An 18,879-nucleotide genomic window follows, 5' to 3' on the forward strand; every position below is an offset into this window, starting at 1 on the left:
TGATAACTTACTAATTAAGCCACGATCTTTTCATTTTTATGAAAGGATGTTAAATAATGATGATGAAAGATTTTTACTCTCCATATTATGAAGTAAGACCACTAACGATGGCAATTGTAGCTGAAAAGAACCAAAAAGGCGAGCCTATTACGAGAGTATTAGAGGAAGAAATAGAATATGTTGTTGATTTTCCTCCTAGTAAAGTAGTGGACTATGCTTGCAAGTTTTTTGGATCGAGTCTCAGAGGCAGGCAAGAAGGAACATTAGACATATGTGGAATTACGCATAAAGCACCAATCTCTATTGATCCTTTAAGTGGAATGTACTTTTTTCCGACAACTTCTCCTAAGAACCTCAGATGTTCATGGATTGCACACTCACACATTGATCAAATAAACAAAACAGGAGAAAATGATACTGAATTCATTTTTAAAAATGGCAAGAGGATTATTCTTCGCGTCTCTTATGGATCAATGTTAAACCAGTTGCAACGAACAGCACAATACCGCTTTTTGCTCGACAATCGAATTAAATATTTACAGCAGCGAAAGGCTGGGATGGTGGCAGAGCCTTCACAAGGAGCTCATGAATGATTGCTTCTACCTTTTTACGAATCGAAGGATTAAAAAAGTTTTGCTTCTGCTGTCTGCCTTGACATTGGAAAAGAAACGAAGTAAAGGAGTCATTTTTATTTAAGCGAATGACTTGAATATGTTGTTCAGCCATAATCCTTCGTAACTTCCTTCGTTCTTTAACCGCTTCATTTACCATTTTCTCTAACAATGCAATATAAGGTTCTTTAATTTTAAATGAACCTTCCTTAACTAGGCTAATATCCTGTTTAATAACAACGATAGCCATGGAAAGAAAAAGATACCGTGTTGCTATCTGTAGTTCCTCATCTTTAAGATACCGCATAATAATCTCCTTTATTAACAGAACGTTTGTTCCTTTTTATTCTATTATATGATAAAATGAAATAAAAATACACCAAAATAATAAATTATTTATTAAAATGAAAAGAAAGTGGCGAATTTTGTTATTTAAACTATGCATATTTACTTGTTTAACTTAAAATAAATGTGTAAGAATGTATAATAGGATGTTCAAAAAGTTCGGTAAAAATGACACATCGATGTTTCTAGTTGGCTTGCTTTTCCGTTCCTTGGAAAAGAAAAACGCTTTTCCTGCGTGCAGGGTCGTTTGCTCACGCTAAAACAGTCAGGGAACTTCTACTAAAACCGTCCACGTCCTGTGGACAACATAGAAGTCACCATATCCTGTGGAAGACCGCTACTCAAAGAGCTACACCGCTTCGAACTTTCGACGCCCAGGACGGGCTAGTGTCGGCGTTGCAACAAAGCTTTTCGATGGGGCGAGTAATCGCAGTCCCAGGACGTTGCGTTCTTAGCCGACTCGGTCCTTTTTATCCTCCCTTTTGAACACGAACTATAATAGATATAGAATACGCGGAACGTTATGTAATAAGGAGCCCTAACTACATGTATTTAATGAATATTACCTTTTCGAATTGGAAAACTGTATTTGAGAATGAAGGATTAGAAGCATTTATTCAGCAATTATTAAGCCAATATGAAGGATTGGGCCCATTACCAGGAATATTATTGCCGTTTATTGAATCATTTCTGCCGTTTTTACCATTAATGGTATTTGTACTTGGAAATGCTGCTGCATATGGATTATTGGAAGGATTTCTATTATCTTGGCTTGGTACTAGCATTGGCTCAATTGTTGTCTTCTTAGTTCTTCGTAAATTAGGGCATACCAAACTGCTCTCAAAAGTTCGGGAAAATAAGCAGGTTACTAGGATAACATCTTGGGTAGAACGTCGAGGATTTGGTCCATTATTTCTATTATTGTGCTTTCCATTCTCTCCATCTGCCGTTATTAATGTAGTGGCCGGTCTATCTCGTGTTAGCATCCAACAGTTCGTGCTAGCAGTTTTTATGGGAAAAGCCGTCATGGTCTTTTCAATTGCATATGTTGGATCAAGTTTTATGGAATTTGCCCAAAATCCAATGAAGACGATTATTGTCATCATTTGCGTTGTATTGTTCTGGATGTTAGGTAAATACCTTGAAAAAAGATTACAAAGAAAAGCCAACGATAAATCTTATCCTGATCTGGATAACCGCGAGGACAGGGATAAGGGTTAAAATAATCTCTAATAGGGTAATATGATAACTGTATTGATGATCATAACCTAGAGGAAGATTATATGAAAAAGAATAAATTTTGGAAAATCACACTTATTTTATTAGTCGTTGCGTTTAGTGCAATTTTGTTGCGCCCAGTACTATTTGCAAGTTATATTGTTGATGGTAAATCAATGGAGCCGACGCTCCATGATGGCAACCTACTTATGGTTAATAAAGTAATTTATAATGTGGCCGAGGCAGATCGGTTTGATGTAATTGTATTCCACGCCAATAAACAAGAAGATTATGTGAAGCGTGTCATCGGTTTGCCCGGTGACCAAATCGAGTATAAAAATGATAAGCTTTATATTAATGGCACCTATATGGAAGAAGAATTTCTCGAATCATATGTCAGTGCAAGTAATGTACGACCGTTTACGGATGATTTCACCTTAGAAGAAGTGACGGGAGAAACGACCGTACCTGAGGGAGAATTATTTGTAATGGGCGATAATCGCCAGGATAGCTTGGACAGCCGTTCCTTTGGATTCGTTTCAACAGAGCAGCTAGTTGGAAAAGTCGATGCGATGTATTGGCCGATTTCAGAAATGTCCTTAAGTCTTGGTAAGTATAATCATGCACATAATAGTTCATCCGTAGATAGGTAAGTTTAAAGAACTTCATTCTTTGGGGAAGGCAATACCCTCCATTGAATGGAGTTTCACTTTATAGATAAATAAGAATGGAGGAATCTTTAATGGGACTCCAATTTATTATTGGGAAATCTGGCACTGGAAAAAGTGGCAGAATGTTAGACGAGATAAAAGAAAAGTTAATTCAAGATCCTGTAGGCAGACCGATTTTCTATATTGTGCCGGATCAAATGACTTTTCAACAAGAATATACTTTATTTCTAGATAAGGAATTACAGGGAAGTATTCGTGGGCAGGTGGTTAGCTTCTCACGACTAGCTTGGCGAATTCTCCAAGAGACTGGTGGAGGAACAAAGCAATTTATCAGTACAGTTGGAATCCAGATGATGCTGCGGAAAATTATCGAAGAGAAACATGGCGAATGGCTGACGTTCCAAAAAGCAATGGAAAAACAAGGATTCCTAAAACAGCTGGAAACAATGATCACCGAGTTTAAACGGTATCAGGTTACACCAGAAATAATCCATATGCAAATTGAACAAATGAAGCAATTCGTACATAAGGAAGCGGGGGAAGAAGCATTAACCCGAAAATTAGAAGACTTAGTGTATATCTATGAGAAACTAGTACATGCATTAAAAGATAACTATATTGATAGTGAGGATCAGCTGCAATTATTAGCAAATAAAATTCCTGATACCAATCTCTTGGATGGTGCGGAAATATATTTTGATGGGTTTCATCGGTTCACTCCACAGGAACTAATTGTTGTAGAAGCATTAATGAAGAAATGCAAATCAGTAAAAATCACCTTAACAATGGATATACCACAAGAAGATGTAACAGAGCTCGATTTATTTTATCAAACAACGCAAACATATGAAACACTGCAGCAAATTGCTGCTGAGAATCAAATTATGATCGAAGAGCCAATTGTGATGGGGACGGAAAAAGGTAAGTTTCGTGAACGACCGTATTTCTATCATTTGGAGGAGCATTTTGATACAAGACCATCACCAGCTTTTAATGGAAAGGTACCGATTCAAATTGCGGAAGCTGTTCATCCTCGCGCAGAAGTTGAAGGAGCAGCACAAGAGGTAATTCGTCTTGTTCGTGAGGAGGATTATCGATATCAAGATATCGCCATTCTGATCAGACAAACAGATGTTTATCATGATTTGATCCAGACCATCTTTAGAGACCATAATATCCCAGTATTTATTGATGAAAAAAGAACGATGTTAAACCATTCCTTGATTGAATTTATTCGCTCTGTACTGGATATTGTAGAAGGGAATTGGCGCTATGATGCAATCTTCCGAGTACTTAAAACTGGCTTTATTCCTTCTGCAGATAGAGATAATCCTTTAACCAATGATGCAATTGATGAGCTCGAAAACTATGTGCTCGAATATGGAATTCGTTCCCGTGAGCGCTGGAATGGTGAGCAACAATGGAAATTCCAACGGTTTAGAGGATTCGATCATGCAACGCAAACAACAACAGAAAAAAATACACAAACAAGGATTAATCAATATCGTTATCAAGTCGTTCGTGCTCTACAATCCTTTGATGTGCAAATCAGACAGGCAAAGACAGTAAGAGAATTATGCGAAACGATGTATCTATTGCTGGAAACGCTCGGTGTTCCTGAAAGGTTAGAGGAGATGAGGCAGCAGTTCGATGAGCAAGGTGAAATTGAAAAGGGAAGGGAACAGGAACAGGTTTGGAATGCAGTCATTCAACTATTTGATGAAATGGTAGAGATGGCTGGCGATGAGAAGATGAAGCTTGCTACATTCCGGGCGACATTGGATGCAGGATTTGAAACGTTGAAATTCTCACATGTTCCCCCAAGTATTGACCATGTCATCGTTGGTACGATTGACCGTTCGAGAATGAGTGAGGTAAAATGTGCCTTTTTACTCGGAGTGAATGATGGTGTATGGCCAATGAAACCATCAAATGATGGAATGATTAATGAATTGGAAAGAGAGCTACTAGCAGGTCAAGGTATAAAACTTGCTGACAGTAGCAAACGACAATTGCTTGATGATTGGTTTTATATGTATCTCGCGTTTACAGCGGCAGAGGATCATTTATGGGTTAGCTATCCATTAAGTGATGGAGAAGGGAAGGCAAAGATGCCTTCACAATTAATCGGCAGATTAGAAAATCTATTTCCTGACTGTAAGGAACATCTGTTATTACAGGACCCTGATGAACTATACGAAGCAGATCGATTTATTACGACACCTGTAAAAACGCGTGCTGCATTAACAGCTCAGCTGGCGCGTAATCGAAAAGGCTATCCTGTAAAAGGAATCTGGTGGCATGTTTATAATTGGTATGTCGAAAATCATGAGAAAAATAGTACAACAAACCAAATTTTACAGAGTCTATATTATCAAAATATGCCGATTGATTTAGAAGAAGATACGGTAGAGGAGCTATATCCGAAGCAAGTGAAGGCTAGTGTCAGTAGGTTAGAAACATATTATCGCTGCTCGTATCAGCATTTTGCAAAATATAGCTTAAACTTAAAAGAAAGACAAACATATAAACTAGATGCGCCAGATATTGGGATGCTATTCCATGAGGCAATCAAAATTATTACCGAATGGATTAAAGCAGATGGAAAGGATTTCGCCCAATTAAGAAAGAGAGACACCGATCAATATGCCGAAAAAGCGGTAGTGACACTAGCACCAATTTTGCAGCATCAAATCTTACATAGCTCAAATCGTTATAAATATATCGGTAAGAAGCTTCAAGAAATTATTGCGAGGGCTGCTTATATTTTAAGTGAACAGGCACGTCAAAGTAACTTCTCACCGGTAGGATTAGAGTTAGGGTTTGGGGAAGGAGAAACGCTTCCACCATTATCGATGCAGCTGCCCAACGGATTTGAGCTTATGCTGCGTGGAAGAATTGACCGCGTTGATAAAGGGCTAAATAATGAACAGCTTTATTTAAGAATCATTGATTATAAATCAAGCTCCAAAGGACTAAATTTAGTAGAAGTATATTATGGACTTGCATTACAAATGCTTGCATATTTAGATGTTGTATTATCCCATTCAGAAAAATGGCTAGGTGTAAAAGCAACGCCAGCTGGAGTACTTTATTTCCATGTTCATAACCCGATGATTTCAGGTACACAGAAAATGAGTGAGGATAAAATTGAACAGGAAATTTTTAAGGATTATAAAATGAAGGGTCTCTTATTGTCTAATGAGCAAGTTGTACAAATGATGGATACTTCACTTTCAACTGGGACAAGTCAGGTTGTACCTGCTGGATTTAAAAACGACGGTGCATTTAATCATCATTCCAAGGTTGCCAGTAAAGATACCTTTTCAAGCCTGCAAACTCATATCCATCAGTTAATGATGCAAGCGGGTGTTGATATGACTGCTGGTGGGGTTCACTTAAATCCTTATCAGCATAAGCAGCATATCGCTTGTACACATTGTCCGTTTCTATCTGTCTGTCAATTTGATCCTCTTTTAGAAGAGAATAATTACAGGAAGCTGCAGGACATGAAGGATGATGAGATTCTGGAGAAATTAAGTAAGGAGGTTGAATCGGATGGTTAACTGGACAAAGGAGCAGGAAGAGGCAATCTATTCGGATGGACAAGATATTCTCGTTGCGGCGGCAGCAGGGTCAGGAAAAACGGCTGTATTAGTAGAGCGAATTATCCAGAAGCTGCTAAAGAAGGAGAATCCGGTAGATATTGATTCGCTGCTTGTCGTAACATTTACAAATGCGGCAGCACAGGAAATGCGAAATCGTGTTGGTGTTGCATTAGAAGAGGCACTTGCACAAAATCCAACCTCCAATCATTTAAAAAAACAATTGTCATTATTACAGCGTGCATCGATTTCAACCTTGCATTCATTTTGTTTGGATGTAGTGAGACAATATGCATATTTACTTGATATTGATCCCGCCTTTCGGATCGCAAATGATATGGAAATTGACTTAATCAAACAAGAAGTAATCGATGATTTATTTGAAGAGTGGTATGGCAAAGAAGGAGAAGAACAAGAGAACTTTTTCTCGGTAGTAGACCGATTTTCAAATGATCGAAGCGATCTTGATGTTGAGAAGGTGATACTGGATCTTTATACATTTTCGGTTCAAAATCCATGGCCAGAAGTATGGCTTGATGGTTTAGTAAAAAGTTATGAGATTCCGGAAAATTGGATTGAAACGGAACTAACATGGTTAAACCTGATAAAGCGTGAGGTAAAGAGCCAATTAGAGGCAATTAAACAAGAAATGCAGCTGGCATTAGCAGTAACACTGGAAGTAGATGGTCCATATCAGTATACAGAAGCAGTTGAAGCGGATCTTAATCAATTATATGAGGCAATGAATTATGCTGATACCTGGGACGATTTACAAGCATTTATTACTACGAGCAAGTTTGTTGCTTTATCAAGGAAGAAACAAGACTGCGATGAAATGAAAAAAGAAAAAGTGAAGAAGATTCGGGAGAGCTATAAGAAGCGCTGGAAAAATATGAAGGACAACTGGTTTAATCGTAACCTTAATAGTCATGTGGAGGATATGCGTGAGCTTTCACCTGTTATTAGACATCTAACCGAATTAGTAAAACAATTCAAAGAGAAGTTTCAGGAATTAAAAAAGGAAAAGGCAATCGTCGACTTTTCGGATTTAGAGCATTTTTGCTTACAATTATTAGCTAGTGAATCAAGCGATGAGAAACCTGTCCCATCTAATGTTGCGAATCAATATAAAAAGCAATTCAGTGAAGTATTAATCGATGAATATCAGGATACAAACCTCGTTCAGGAAACGATTTTATCGTTAATTAGCGATCAAGAAGGTACCGGGAATCGCTTTATGGTAGGGGATGTAAAGCAAAGTATTTATCGTTTCCGTCATGCGGAGCCATCGTTGTTTATTCAGAAATATAAACGATTTGCTGAGGAAGAAGATGATGGAAAGCGAATTGACTTAGCAAGTAATTTTCGAAGCAGGGAACAGGTTTTAACTGGTGCAAATTATATTTTCAGACAAATATTGAATGAAGAATTAGGCGATATTGATTATGATCAGAATGCAGAATTAATCTATGGTAATAAAATGTATGATAAATTAGAGTTTCCAGAAGCCTCTCCAGAGCTGTTCATTATCGATCGTGAGGATCAAGAAGATAAAGAGGATTTGTCTGAGGATGAAGAGAATTTTAAAGACCTGGAGAGGGCACAGCTAGAGGCAAGGGCATATGCTGAAAAGATTAAAAGGTGGATTGGGCTAAAAGATGAGCGTAGGCCAATGCAAGTCTTTGATAAGGGAAGTGGCACACAGCGTGATATTCAGTATCGCGACATCGTCATTTTGATGCGTTCAATGACATGGGCACCAACGATTGTTGAAGAACTTAAGAAACAAGGAATCCCTGTATATGCAGAACTTCAGGCAGGATATTTTGAGGCAATCGAAGTAAAGATTATGATTAGCCTTTTAAAAACGATTGACAATCCTAGACAAGATATTCCACTTGCATCGGTATTAAAATCACCAATCGTTGGCTTGAATGAGGACGAACTTACGAAGATAAGGCTTGCGGACCGCTCAAACACATATTATGACGCCTTGAAAAAGTACAAACAGCAGAATACCAGTGAAACAGCGGATAAAGTAACGAAATTTCTTGAGCAATTACATGCATTTCGGATGGCTTCTAGGCAGGGTGCATTGTCAGAGTTAATTTGGGATATTTACCGGCAAACAGGCTATTATGATTTCGTTGGCGGGATTCCAGGTGGACGCCAGCGGCAAGCGAATTTACGTGCACTTTACGATAGAGCAAGAGGCTACGAGGCAACATCATTCCGTGGGCTATTCCGTTTCTTGAGATTTATCGAACGTATGGAAGAACGCGGGGATGATCTTGGGGCAGCACGAGCACTAAGTGAACAGGAAGATGTTGTTCGCATCATGACGATTCATAAAAGTAAAGGTTTAGAATTTCCTGTCGTTATTGTTGGTGCAATGGATAAAGAGTTTAACTTCAGAGACTTAAGTCAAAAATATCTGTTACATAAAGATTTAGGCTTTGCGAGCAAATATATCGACCCGGTTAAGCGAATTACCTATCCGACATTGTTTTATCATGCGTTAAAGGAAGAGAAGAGGCGCGAGTTATTAGCTGAAGAAATGCGAGTGCTGTATGTAGCCTTAACAAGGGCTAAGGAAAAACTAGTTATGATTGGCAGTGTTGCATCGTATGAGGCGAAACAAGATAAATGGCAAAAGATGATTCATCACGATGAATGGGTGCTGCCAGCATATTATCGAAAGGAATCAAAGACTTATTTGGACTGGGTTGGTCCCGCATTAATCCGGCATGAGTCAAGTGCTGAATTAAGAACCGAGGAAATCGCTTCAGATGTGGCAGAGGCAATTCAAAAAGATCCATCAAAATGGCAGGTTTCCGTAATTCATGCTAGTGAATTGACGAACCTAGAGGAGCAGGACATTGAATCCGATTTACAACTACGGGAAAAAATTATCAACTGGCAGCCGGTAGAAATAATGGATGAAGCATTGGAAGAAGAAGTGAAGGAAAGATTATCCTACCATTATCCATATGAGCAGGCAGTGAAAGCACGTGCAAAACAATCGGTTACAGAAATAAAACGACAACAAGAAATAATGGATGATTATAGTGGGGATTTAGTCACGAAAAAGTTTAGGGCACCAATTATCAAACGCCCAAACTTTATGCAAAAGGAAAAAGTAATTACTGCAGCAGAAAAAGGAATAGCAATGCATACTGTTATGCAGCATTTGCCGCTAAACAAGGTATTAAACAGCCAAGAAATTGAGCATTTCTTGGAAGTTCTGATTGAAAGAGAAATCTTAACAAGGATGGAAGCAAAAGTAATTGACATTGCAGCAATTACGCAATTTTTGATACAGCAATTGCGCAATATATTATGCAAGACGCATCTGCTATTAATCGTGAAGTACCATTTAGCTTAACATTACCTGCCAGCGAAGTTTATGCTTCCTGGACAAGTGAAATGGATGAGAAAGTATTGATTCAAGGTATTATTGATTGTCTTGTACCGAAGGATGATGGATGGATCATTCTAGATTATAAAACCGATGCAATTAATGAGGAAGTTACTGATAAAGTAAGAGAAAAGCTAGCAAATCGCTATAAAGTTCAAATGAAATTATATAAACATGCGATTGAGCAAATTTGGAAGCAGCCAGTGAAAGAAACTTATTTATACTTCTTCTCCAAACAATTACTTGTCAAAGTGGAAAATTAAGAAAAGAGATTATCCTATGTATATGCGTTTTGTTCGCATATCGCATGAGATAGTCTCTTTTTCATTAAGCTGATAATATAAAGTATAAAAGTTTTCGTTATGCGATTTTCAATATAGGGAACCAAGTCCAGCTTCAGGCGCTAAAGCTTCAGTGAGACTTCCTTCACTTCCGTACGACAAAAAAGACTTGCCGATTGGTGAAACCAGAGGCTTAATCGTACTTATACTCTTGTGGTGAAAGTCACTATCGATTCGCTTCCGCTCCCAGAGAGTTTCTTTTATCTCAAAGGGCGAGGAGAAGTTCAACTATGGTCTCATTACCTGGGACTGCGATTACTCGCCCCATCGAAACCTTTGTGGCAACGTCGAACCACCCCACGTCCTGTGGGGCGAGTCGTAAATGTGCTTAAACGGGCGCTTGCGCTTTTGCTAAGCATTTGCAGTATTATTTTGATCATTAGCGTCTGGGTCAAATGGGTTGGTTGAACTTATTCCATTATTTGCAGTTATAAAATCTCCGGTATTAAACGAGCCGGAACCAGTGTTTGTTTTCGTGTTGCTTTTTGGTGATAAATAGAAGGAATCGCCAAAATTAATGACTCCACCACTAACACTGTTTATTTTAATTGGTCCAACGATAGACGGCATTCTATTCACCTTCTTGAAGGTATCTTCTTTTATTATCGTATGAACGTAGAGCAGATTCTGTTAATGCCCTTGTAAAATACGAAAATGCTTTAACCTTGAATCTGCTGAAATATTAAGGGCACTTCCAACCTGAAAAACTGAAGAAAGACTTAATGCAGTTAAATTTATCTGATCAACATGAATGGTATCTGTACCGTGACAGACCTTATAGTGATTCACAAGCGGTGGCTTATTTAGCCAGACTGTTTTTTTCTTAAAAATATCGTAGTCTTTGAAATAAAGATTATCACTTTGTTTAAAATTCGCAACTTCTTTTTGTAATGCAATTGCTTTTGACTTTTGATTGATTATATTAGTGTCGCCAATGCTGAAAATCGAGCTATTTGAAATTGCTGTTGTATAAATTGTGTTGACGATTGCCGTACGATTGTTCATTATTTATCCCTCACTTAGAGCTTTAAGGTGCTAATGGTAAAATGTTTGCAGAAGTGAAGCTTTCTGGTGGTGTATCGAAAAATGAGGATAGATATATTTGTTCATTGTCACCGATTAATAATACGGAAGAAGAACTAACGCCTTCCACTTGAATATTCCCAACATTAATTCCCCAATTGTGTACCTCAATATTCATGATCTTCACCTGCTTTCTCTGGGCTTTGCATGTAATTTTGCAAGGACTGATTGATTTCATGCTTAATTTTTTCCGTAATAAACGCACGGAATTGATCAGAACCAAGGGCGTGATTCTGCTTCAATGCTTCTTGTTCATAATAGGAAATTCTGCTGGGAAGCTGTTTATTTATATCTTCAAAAAGAATCGCCTGAAACGATTCATCAAGGGGCTTATTATAGGTTACAGCTAAATTGCTGATTATCGATGGTCCAGTTTCTCTTAAATATTGCTGCAGTTCACCTGTTAATTCCTGTTTCAATGGCATTGGATAGTTTGGTGGACTTGTTTGCTGAATTCCCAGATTTTCAATATTCTCTAAATCACTAGGAGTAAGGCCTATATGAAGTGTTCCTGCTAGATGCTCGATTTTAAGCTGGTCGAATTTATATTCAATTTTCTCGATGTGTGGTGCTTTATGTTCTGCTGCCTCTTTTTCAAGAGTATTGATTCTATCCTCAAGCACCTTAATTTTTTCATCCTGTTGCTTCATGTAATATTGCAGCTCAGATAAATAGTTATTCCAATCATTTCCATACATAAACACTTCCCCTTTCTAAAGAAAATAGAGAGAATAATAAACCTGGTCAAACGCCTAGCATAGTTTATGCAATGATAAATGTATTTGTGTTACTAAATTAGAGCGGATGAGTATTTCATTTAAGGTGCAAGCGGCACTAATGGCGTTATTTCTGTTGCTGCTTCTTTTTCTTCTTCTTCAGCAGAACTGGTATAGCCTCCAGTATTATAAATATCTGATTGGGCTTGAATACTTCCCGTGCTGCCAATCTGGAGAACCGAGGAATTCGTAATCGCACCAATTTTTATTAAATAAATACTGATGGATTGATGGATAATGATGCTCATACTTTTCACTCCAATACTAAGTTATATTCTGATCAATTTTATCTGAATCATTTACGTACGTATTTGAATTTTTAAGATTGATACGGATGCCGTTTCCGGTATTGAAGGAGCCGCCACCAGCATAAGTTTTGGCTGTACTTTGCGGTGACATTGAATAGACATCACCGATATTAAAAATACTCGATGATGTCATGTAGATTACTTTTACTGCGCCGACTTTAGCTGGCATTGAAATCACCTCTAAAGTAGTTTATGACATTTTAACTAAATGTTGAAACAGAAAGCATGTACGAAAAAATATATTTTTTCAGTTAGAGATTTTCGTATTGGTTGATGCATTTCTCGGGGAAAGCAAAGTGTTAATCCTTAGTGAAAAATTAGGGATAAATAGCTAAATGGAATTTATAGAAAGTAGCCAAGTATTTTCATCTTAAATGAGCGCAATTATCTAATAATACGTTATAGTAAAGATGTTGAATCGATTGGAGGAAAGGTTAAAGAATGGAAACAAATGTATCTCCAGTACAAGAATCGAAACGTTTAATTTGGCTTGATGCTGCAAGAGGATTCGCTATATTCGGGATATTTATCGTCAATATTGGTGGGTTTGGTGCACCATACTTTATCCATGGAGGGGGAGAGGCCGTATGGACATCATCTATTGATAAAATTACACAATGGATAGTTGACGTCCTTTTCCAAGCAAGCTTTTACACGTTATTTTCGATATTATTTGGTTTTGGATTTCAAATTTTAAGAGAAAGACTCATTGTTCGGAATGTAAAACCAACTCTGTTTTTATTACGACGACTCGTTATTCTAATTTGTTTTGGTCTCATTCATGCGTTTGCTGTATGGTACGGGGATATTCTACTAACCTATGGATTGATTGGCTTGCTATTATTGTTATTTGCAGAAGTAAAGCCAAAAACATTGTTAGGGTGGGGGATAGGTTTATTAGCGGGGAGTGTAGGTCTGATTTCATTTGGTTTATTTGCAGTACGGAATCTACTAGGTGGTGCGAATGAAAGTGGGATTGCGAAAGCATTAGTTAACTATAGAAGTAGGAGTTTAACCATTATATGGGAGCAAAACTATCAGGATTGGCTCCTAGGAAATGGGGGAATAAGCTATCTGTTTTTAGCAACTACTTTATTGCCCCTGTTCCTATTTGGAATGTATCTTGCTCAGAAAAGGTGGCTGCATGAACCACAGAAGTACAAAGGGATATTACTCAGGTTGTGGGGGATAAGCTTTGTGATCTTTTTCATCCTTAAAATGGGACCGTATTTATTTGGCAATCCATTGTGGTTCGGTTATATTCAAGACAATATTGGTGGGACAGCCTCAGCGATCTTTTATATTGTATCGATAACCTTGATTGGGCAAAGTAACCTTGGGAAAAAACTCATCCATCCATTTATAGCTGTGGGCAGGATGTCATTAACTAACTATATATTGCAATCACTAATCTGCTTTATCTTATTTTATGGCATTGGATTTGGTTTATATGGCTATGTCAGTCCATTTATAACAGTACTAATCGTATTGTTCGTATTTATCATCCAAATTTTTATAAGCAAATGGTGGTTCCATCATTTCTTATTCGGTCCTCTAGAATGGAGTTGGCGGAGTTTAATGTATTTAAAATGGCAGCCTTTTCGAAAAAAATAAAGAGTATGAAATTGAAGGAGAACAGAGGGGAAGGGGAAAAGAAATGGGAAACTCGTAAGTTTGAGCCTCCCATTAATTTATTGCTCAAATATTTCTCTAATCTTCTCTAATGCCCAGTCTAAATCATTTTTTTCAATTACGAGTGGAGGTGCAAAGCGAATCACATTATCATGTGTTTCTTTACATAGTATCCCTTTATCTTTTAGTTTCTCACAATATGGGCGGGCGCTTTCCAATAATTCAACACCAATAAATAATCCTCTTCCGCGTACCTCTTTTATAACTGGATTATTGAGCTTTTGCAGTTCAGCTATCATGTAGTCCCCTAATTGCAAAGAACGTTCAGTGAGTCTCTCTTCCTCTAATACGTTAAGTGAAGCGATTGAGACCGCACATGCTAGTGGATTGCCGCCAAACGTGGAGCCATGTGACCCAGGATTAAATACGCCGAGAATATCCTTATTGGCAACAATACAGGAGATTGGAAAAACGCCTCCACCGAGTGCTTTACCGAGAATGAGGATATCAGGTGTAACACTTTCCCAATCGCAGGCAAATAATTTACCAGTACGACCTAGTCCGCTCTGTATTTCATCCGCAATATAGAGAACATTACTTTCCTGGCAAACATCATATGCTTCTCGAAGGAAACCATCTGGCGGGATAATAATTCCTGCTTCACCTTGGATTGGTTCAAATAAAAAGCCAGCGGTATTTTCAGTTATGGCATCTCGAAGTGCGTAAATATCGCCATATGGAATAAGTTTAATACCAGGAAGCATCGGTCCAAAGCCACGTTTATATTCTTCTTCAGATGACAATGAAATCGCTGTCATTGTTCTGCCATGAAAATTTCCTGTACAAGCAATAATCTCCGCCTTATTCTCAGCAACCCCTTTTACATCATAAGCCCATCTTCTTGCAGCCTTAATTGCTGTTTCGACAGCCTCTGCACCTGTATTCATTGGCAGAACCATATCTTTTCTTGTTAATTCACTCATCTTTTCGTACCATGGACCAAGCAATTCATTATGGAATGCCCGTGAGGTTAATGTAACTTTATCAGCTTGGGCTTTTAAAGCGGCAATGATTTTAGGATGGCGATGGCCTTGATTAACAGCTGAATATGCACTTAGCATATCCATGTAGCGATTCCCTTCAGGATCTTCCATCCAAACACTCTCCGCTCTCTCGATGACAACTGGTAATGGATGATAATTATTTGCCCCATACTCTTCTGTTAACGCAATGATATTTTTTGATGTTTGTATCATACTACCCCTCCGTATTACATTCTTGTAATCAAGACAATTAAACATACAATTTTTTCGAAAATTCCCACTAACATTATTATACCAGTTTGAAAATAACTTTACTTCAACTTTTTGTTTAGATGTGAAAAACTAATCAAATAGTGATATGATAGGGTAGAATGAGGTTAAAAATGTTAATAGAATAAAGTTCAAAAATTTAACTGAAGTGGGGGAGAGAATAAGATGACACATATGCATATTACATCATGGGTATTAGCTATTATTTTACTAATTATCGCCATTATGTTGCGAAAGCAAGGAAAAGCAAAACCAGCTAAAATTGTACATATGATTTTACGTCTCGATTACTTATTTATTTTATATACGGGTGGAGCTTTACTTGCAATGTATTTCTCGAACATTGTAATGCCAATATTCGCTGAAGCTATGGTTAAGGGACTTGCGGGAATTTGGCTAATTGCTGCGATGGAAATGATTCTTATTAAAATATCTAAAGGGAAACCGACAACAAGTGCATGGATACAATTTGTTATCGCATTGATAATTGTGTTGGTTTTAGGGTTTGTTCGTTTGCCATTAGGTATTGATATATAAATTAAGGATATCTGGAGGTTGCCTCAAATCATGGGGCAGCCTTTTCAATTTGCATTGTCTGTTGTAATTTTTAGAGACAGTGGAATTCAATACCAATAATACGTTTAAATCGAAGAATAACTATTACTAAATGGAAAAGTGAAGTCTTTTCAACAAAATAACAGTTTTTATTGACTATTCGTGTCTATGATTAATAATAGAACAAGAAAGATTACATAGATGGTGGGGAGAAATGAATGAAGAAGGTTTTAGTATTCGTTTTCATGATAATATTTTTATTAGTGGGTAATGAAACCGTTGTATTTGCTGAAAAACAGCCGATACACGAAGAAGTTATTTATAATATATTAATTGATCGTTATAATAATGGGGATTATGAACGGGATGACCAAGTTGACATTGAAAATCCGATAAGTTATCATGGCGGAGATTTGCAGGGAATTATTGCAAAGCTTGATGATCTTGAAGAAATAGGGGTTACAATAATTTCTCTTTCGCCTATCATGGAAAATGCAGAAAATGGTTTTCATGGTTTCTGGATAGAGGATTTTTATTCCATTGAGGAACAGTTCGGGACGATAGATGATTTAAATCAGTTAATAAATGAGGCACATGTACGCGATATAAAGGTTGTATTAGAATTTGTGACTAATTATGTAGCTAGCAGTCATTCTTTCTCAGAAGACCCTGAGAAAGAAGAATGGATAGTCGAATCTTCCGAAGCTACTACAGAGTGGATGGAAAATACGTCCAAGCTAAACTTAGATAATCCAGAGGTAGCAGCATATTTAATAGAGGTTGCCAAATATTGGATGAAGGAGACAAAATTGGATGGGTTTAAGCTCCAGGCGGTTGATCAAGCGCCCCTTGATTTTGTAGAGCAATTTACAACTGAAATAAAGGAATTACGGCCAGATTTCTATCTACTAGGTGATATATTAGAAACAGATGAAAATATTGACCAATTAATGACAGAGACTAAGTTAGATGCAGTTGAAAATCAATTACTATATGAGTCAATGTCAGATGTATTTGCTAAGCCTGATCAATCTGTTGAGACCATTTATAATACATGGGAAAATAGCGACAAGCAAGATGGGTTATTGTACATTGATAATTTTAAGGGAGAGAGATTTACTCAAAAATTTGCTAACAATGGACGTAATGCATTAACGGCTTGGTCATTGGCTTTAACCTATATTTATACATCGCCCGGAACACCTACAATACTGCAAGGGACAGAATTACCAATGTATGGTGGAAATGCTGAAGAATCACAACGACTTGTTCCATTTAATAGTGGTGATTCAGAATTAAAAGAATTCCATAAACGAATTTCTTCTTTGCGAAGTCGGTTCCCAGTATTACAGCATGGTGATTTCGCTTTGGTTGGCTCGAGTGATTCTATGAGTGTGTTTAAACGTACATTAGAGGATGAAACGATGTATATTGCAATTAATAATGGTAGTGAATCGGCCTATGTCGATATAGCTGAAATTGATTCCGGTATGCAGCTTAAGGGATATCTTGGTGATAATTTAGTAAGGGAAAACGAAAATGGAGAATATCGAGTCGGGCTAGCACGGGAAACGGCAGAGGTATATTCTATAGGACCGGATACAGGGATTAACTGGGCATTTATTAGTTTTGTAGGTATTATTTTCTTGCTATTTGTAGTGGGTGTTATTTATCTAAGCAGGAAAGGGAAAAAGAATGAAAAAACGAAATGAAAAATGGCAAACGGAAATTTCCGTTTGCCATTTCTGATTATATTAGCCATTCACAATAGTACCACCATTTACATGTATCATCTGTCCTGTTACATAGCTAGAATCTTCACTAGCCAAATATACGTATGCAGGTGCTAATTCTTCAGGTTGTCCTGGTCGTTTCATTGGTGTATTTCCACCAAATGAATCTACCTTTTGTTTATCAAAACTAGCAGGGATTAATGGTGTCCAAATGGGACCAGGAGCCACCCCATTTACGCGAATGCCCTTATCTACAAGTGAACCAGAAAGTGATCTAGTAAATGCTGTTATTGCCCCCTTTGTAGCGGAATAGTCAATTAGATCGATATTTCCTTTATAGGCAGTAATCGAGGATGTATTAATAATAGAACTGCCATTTTTCATATTTGGAATGACTGCTTGGGTTAAATAGAACATACTAAATATATTCGTGCGAAATGTCTTTTCCAATTGCTCACTCGAAATATTTAAGAAGTTTGTTTGTTGGTGCTGTTCACCTGCATTATTTACAAGGATATCGATTTTCTTATACGTACTAAAAACTTCATTAATGGCAGTATCACAAAATGATTGATCGCCAATATCGCCACTAATCAATAAACATTTTTGACCTTCATTTTCTACTAAACGCTTCGTTTCATTAGCATCTTCATGCTCATTAAGATAAATAATCGCAACATCTGCACCTTCTCTAGCAAAATGCACACTAACTGCGCGACCAATTCCGCTATCTCCACCGGTAATAACCGCTACTTTATTTTTTAATTTACCACTACCTTGATAATTCTCTCGAATATACTCTGGTCTAGGGACCATTTCTGATTCGAATCCAGGTTGCTGTTGTTGTTGCTGTGCTGGCGGTGTTACTACTCCATTATTATTTTCCATATTCATTGGATCCTCAACTCCTTTTTATTCTTCTTTTCTATCTTCCCCAAAAATGATTTGTAAAAAACAAAAAAGCCCTATAAGGACTTTTCAAGTTGTTCGTATTCATGAGCCGAAATTGCACCTTGTTTATGTAGACAATCAAATATTCTTCGATAATTTTTAATATCAATCTCTTCAGTGATATATTTATACTGGTAAAAATCTAAAAGTTGGTCGACCGAATCAGGTGTATAATTTCGTTCACTAGCAAATGCGTGGACCAATTCATGGATTAGCATGGATATCCTCCTCAAATAATACATATAAAGCCTTTATAAACTATATGTACATGTTTGAATAAGCATGCTAAATATTTACTCTTGAATTATTTCAAATAAAA

The 18,879-nt window shown here is 37.3% G+C and carries 17 protein-coding genes and 1 pseudogene; 8 read left to right on the top strand and 10 right to left on the bottom strand.

The annotated features are described in order from the left end of the window. Positions 1-56 precede the first annotated feature (56 nt). Positions 57-593: a competence protein ComK gene (locus CUC15_RS07370; RefSeq protein WP_341457197.1), complete on the top strand. Its 537-nt coding sequence runs from the start codon at positions 57-59 to the stop codon at positions 591-593. Here CUC15_RS07370 and CUC15_RS07375 read toward each other — a convergent pair. Then, positions 529-918, bottom strand: a complete 390-nt coding sequence (locus CUC15_RS07375; protein WP_114916039.1) for a YhjD family protein — start codon at positions 916-918, stop codon at positions 529-531. The genes CUC15_RS07370 and CUC15_RS07375 overlap by 65 nt on opposite strands. A gap of 584 nt (positions 919-1,502) precedes the next feature. On the opposite strand from CUC15_RS07375, the gene CUC15_RS07380 reads away from it, so the two are divergent. The 4 genes and pseudogenes from CUC15_RS07380 to addA all read left to right on the top strand — a co-directional run bounded on the left by CUC15_RS07380 (position 1,503) and on the right by addA (position 10,131). Continuing rightward, the gene (locus CUC15_RS07380; protein ID WP_114916040.1) at positions 1,503-2,177 is read left to right on the top strand and encodes a TVP38/TMEM64 family protein; all 675 of its coding nucleotides are present in this window, start codon (positions 1,503-1,505) and stop codon (positions 2,175-2,177) included. Between the two features lie 62 nt (positions 2,178-2,239). Further along, positions 2,240-2,827 (top strand): signal peptidase I, encoded by a 588-nt coding sequence (gene lepB, locus CUC15_RS07385; RefSeq protein ID WP_114916041.1) that lies wholly within the window; start codon positions 2,240-2,242, stop codon positions 2,825-2,827. 89 nt (positions 2,828-2,916) lie between these two features. Beyond that, positions 2,917-6,411: a helicase-exonuclease AddAB subunit AddB gene (gene addB, locus CUC15_RS07390; RefSeq protein WP_114916042.1), complete on the top strand. Its 3,495-nt coding sequence runs from the start codon at positions 2,917-2,919 to the stop codon at positions 6,409-6,411. Next, positions 6,404-10,131 (top strand): annotated as a pseudogene (gene addA, locus CUC15_RS07395) (helicase-exonuclease AddAB subunit AddA). Before addB ends, addA begins: the two are co-directional and overlap by 8 nt. A 429-nt stretch (positions 10,132-10,560) precedes the next feature. Here the strand turns inward: addA and CUC15_RS07400 are convergent. The 6 genes from CUC15_RS07400 to CUC15_RS07425 all read right to left on the bottom strand — a co-directional run bounded on the left by CUC15_RS07400 (position 10,561) and on the right by CUC15_RS07425 (position 12,545). Continuing rightward, positions 10,561-10,779 (bottom strand): spore germination protein, encoded by a 219-nt coding sequence (locus tag CUC15_RS07400; RefSeq protein WP_114916043.1) that lies wholly within the window; start codon positions 10,777-10,779, stop codon positions 10,561-10,563. A 60-nt stretch (positions 10,780-10,839) separates the two neighbouring features. Then, a complete protein-coding gene (locus tag CUC15_RS07405; protein WP_114916044.1) occupies positions 10,840-11,214 on the bottom strand; it encodes a spore germination protein GerPE in 375 nt (124 codons plus the stop codon). Between the two features lie 22 nt (positions 11,215-11,236). Beyond that, complete coding sequence (locus tag CUC15_RS07410; RefSeq protein ID WP_114916045.1) at positions 11,237-11,410, bottom strand: spore gernimation protein GerPD; 174 nt, start codon at positions 11,408-11,410, stop codon at positions 11,237-11,239. Continuing rightward, on the bottom strand, positions 11,400-11,990 hold the full coding sequence (gerPC, locus tag CUC15_RS07415) for a spore germination protein GerPC (RefSeq protein WP_114916046.1): 591 nt from the start codon (positions 11,988-11,990) through the stop codon (positions 11,400-11,402). Before gerPC ends, CUC15_RS07410 begins: the two co-directional genes overlap by 11 nt. 119 nt (positions 11,991-12,109) lie before the next feature. After that, a complete protein-coding gene (locus CUC15_RS07420) occupies positions 12,110-12,316 on the bottom strand; it encodes a spore germination protein GerPB (protein WP_114916047.1) in 207 nt (68 codons plus the stop codon). Between the two features lie 16 nt (positions 12,317-12,332). Next, on the bottom strand, positions 12,333-12,545 hold the full coding sequence (locus tag CUC15_RS07425) for a spore germination protein (RefSeq protein ID WP_114916048.1): 213 nt from the start codon (positions 12,543-12,545) through the stop codon (positions 12,333-12,335). 272 nt (positions 12,546-12,817) lie between these two features. Here CUC15_RS07425 and CUC15_RS07430 point away from each other — a divergent pair, with 272 nt between their 5' ends. Continuing rightward, complete coding sequence (locus CUC15_RS07430; protein ID WP_114916049.1) at positions 12,818-13,990, top strand: DUF418 domain-containing protein; 1,173 nt, start codon at positions 12,818-12,820, stop codon at positions 13,988-13,990. A gap of 77 nt (positions 13,991-14,067) precedes the next feature. On the opposite strand, the gene CUC15_RS07435 is transcribed toward CUC15_RS07430, so the two are convergent. Beyond that, positions 14,068-15,264 carry an ornithine--oxo-acid transaminase gene (locus CUC15_RS07435; RefSeq protein WP_114916050.1) on the bottom strand — a complete coding sequence of 399 codons (1,197 nt, stop codon included), beginning with the start codon at positions 15,262-15,264 and terminating at the stop codon, positions 14,068-14,070. A 222-nt stretch (positions 15,265-15,486) separates the two neighbouring features. Between CUC15_RS07435 and CUC15_RS07440 the strand changes: the two genes are divergently transcribed. Beyond that, positions 15,487-15,858, top strand: a complete 372-nt coding sequence (locus tag CUC15_RS07440) for a YisL family protein (RefSeq protein WP_114916051.1) — start codon at positions 15,487-15,489, stop codon at positions 15,856-15,858. A gap of 236 nt (positions 15,859-16,094) precedes the next feature. Further along, positions 16,095-17,588 carry an alpha-amylase family glycosyl hydrolase gene (locus tag CUC15_RS07445; protein WP_114916052.1) on the top strand — a complete coding sequence of 498 codons (1,494 nt, stop codon included), beginning with the start codon at positions 16,095-16,097 and terminating at the stop codon, positions 17,586-17,588. A 42-nt stretch (positions 17,589-17,630) separates the two neighbouring features. Here the strand turns inward: CUC15_RS07445 and CUC15_RS07450 are convergent, their stop codons facing one another. Both CUC15_RS07450 and yppF read right to left on the bottom strand, forming a co-directional pair. After that, positions 17,631-18,503, bottom strand: coding sequence for an SDR family oxidoreductase (locus tag CUC15_RS07450; protein WP_114916053.1), 873 nt, complete (start codon positions 18,501-18,503; stop codon positions 17,631-17,633). Positions 18,504-18,574: 71 nt separating this feature from the next. Beyond that, positions 18,575-18,778: a YppF family protein gene (gene yppF, locus CUC15_RS07455; protein WP_114916054.1), complete on the bottom strand. Its 204-nt coding sequence runs from the start codon at positions 18,776-18,778 to the stop codon at positions 18,575-18,577. Between the last annotated feature and the right edge of the window lie 101 nt (positions 18,779-18,879).

Origin of the sequence: Oceanobacillus zhaokaii, assembly GCF_003352005.1 — a bacterium.
GTDB lineage: Bacteria > Bacillota > Bacilli > Bacillales > Amphibacillaceae > Oceanobacillus > Oceanobacillus zhaokaii.

What these genes read in the sequence shown, in the direction of transcription:
- CUC15_RS07370 (WP_341457197.1), top strand. Translation starts at nt 57, where the DNA reads ATGATGATGAAAGATTTTTACTCTCCATATTATGAAGTAAGACCACTA.
- CUC15_RS07375 (WP_114916039.1), bottom strand. Translation starts at nt 918, where the DNA reads ATGCGGTATCTTAAAGATGAGGAACTACAGATAGCAACACGGTATCTT.
- CUC15_RS07380 (WP_114916040.1), top strand. Translation starts at nt 1,503, where the DNA reads ATGTATTTAATGAATATTACCTTTTCGAATTGGAAAACTGTATTTGAG.
- lepB (WP_114916041.1), top strand. Translation starts at nt 2,240, where the DNA reads ATGAAAAAGAATAAATTTTGGAAAATCACACTTATTTTATTAGTCGTT.
- addB (WP_114916042.1), top strand. Translation starts at nt 2,917, where the DNA reads ATGGGACTCCAATTTATTATTGGGAAATCTGGCACTGGAAAAAGTGGC.
- CUC15_RS07400 (WP_114916043.1), bottom strand. Translation starts at nt 10,779, where the DNA reads ATGCCGTCTATCGTTGGACCAATTAAAATAAACAGTGTTAGTGGTGGA.
- CUC15_RS07405 (WP_114916044.1), bottom strand. Translation starts at nt 11,214, where the DNA reads ATGAACAATCGTACGGCAATCGTCAACACAATTTATACAACAGCAATT.
- CUC15_RS07410 (WP_114916045.1), bottom strand. Translation starts at nt 11,410, where the DNA reads ATGAATATTGAGGTACACAATTGGGGAATTAATGTTGGGAATATTCAA.
- gerPC (WP_114916046.1), bottom strand. Translation starts at nt 11,990, where the DNA reads ATGTATGGAAATGATTGGAATAACTATTTATCTGAGCTGCAATATTAC.
- CUC15_RS07420 (WP_114916047.1), bottom strand. Translation starts at nt 12,316, where the DNA reads ATGAGCATCATTATCCATCAATCCATCAGTATTTATTTAATAAAAATT.
- CUC15_RS07425 (WP_114916048.1), bottom strand. Translation starts at nt 12,545, where the DNA reads ATGCCAGCTAAAGTCGGCGCAGTAAAAGTAATCTACATGACATCATCG.
- CUC15_RS07430 (WP_114916049.1), top strand. Translation starts at nt 12,818, where the DNA reads ATGGAAACAAATGTATCTCCAGTACAAGAATCGAAACGTTTAATTTGG.
- CUC15_RS07435 (WP_114916050.1), bottom strand. Translation starts at nt 15,264, where the DNA reads ATGATACAAACATCAAAAAATATCATTGCGTTAACAGAAGAGTATGGG.
- CUC15_RS07440 (WP_114916051.1), top strand. Translation starts at nt 15,487, where the DNA reads ATGACACATATGCATATTACATCATGGGTATTAGCTATTATTTTACTA.
- CUC15_RS07445 (WP_114916052.1), top strand. Translation starts at nt 16,095, where the DNA reads ATGAAGAAGGTTTTAGTATTCGTTTTCATGATAATATTTTTATTAGTG.
- CUC15_RS07450 (WP_114916053.1), bottom strand. Translation starts at nt 18,503, where the DNA reads ATGAATATGGAAAATAATAATGGAGTAGTAACACCGCCAGCACAGCAA.
- yppF (WP_114916054.1), bottom strand. Translation starts at nt 18,778, where the DNA reads ATGCTAATCCATGAATTGGTCCACGCATTTGCTAGTGAACGAAATTAT.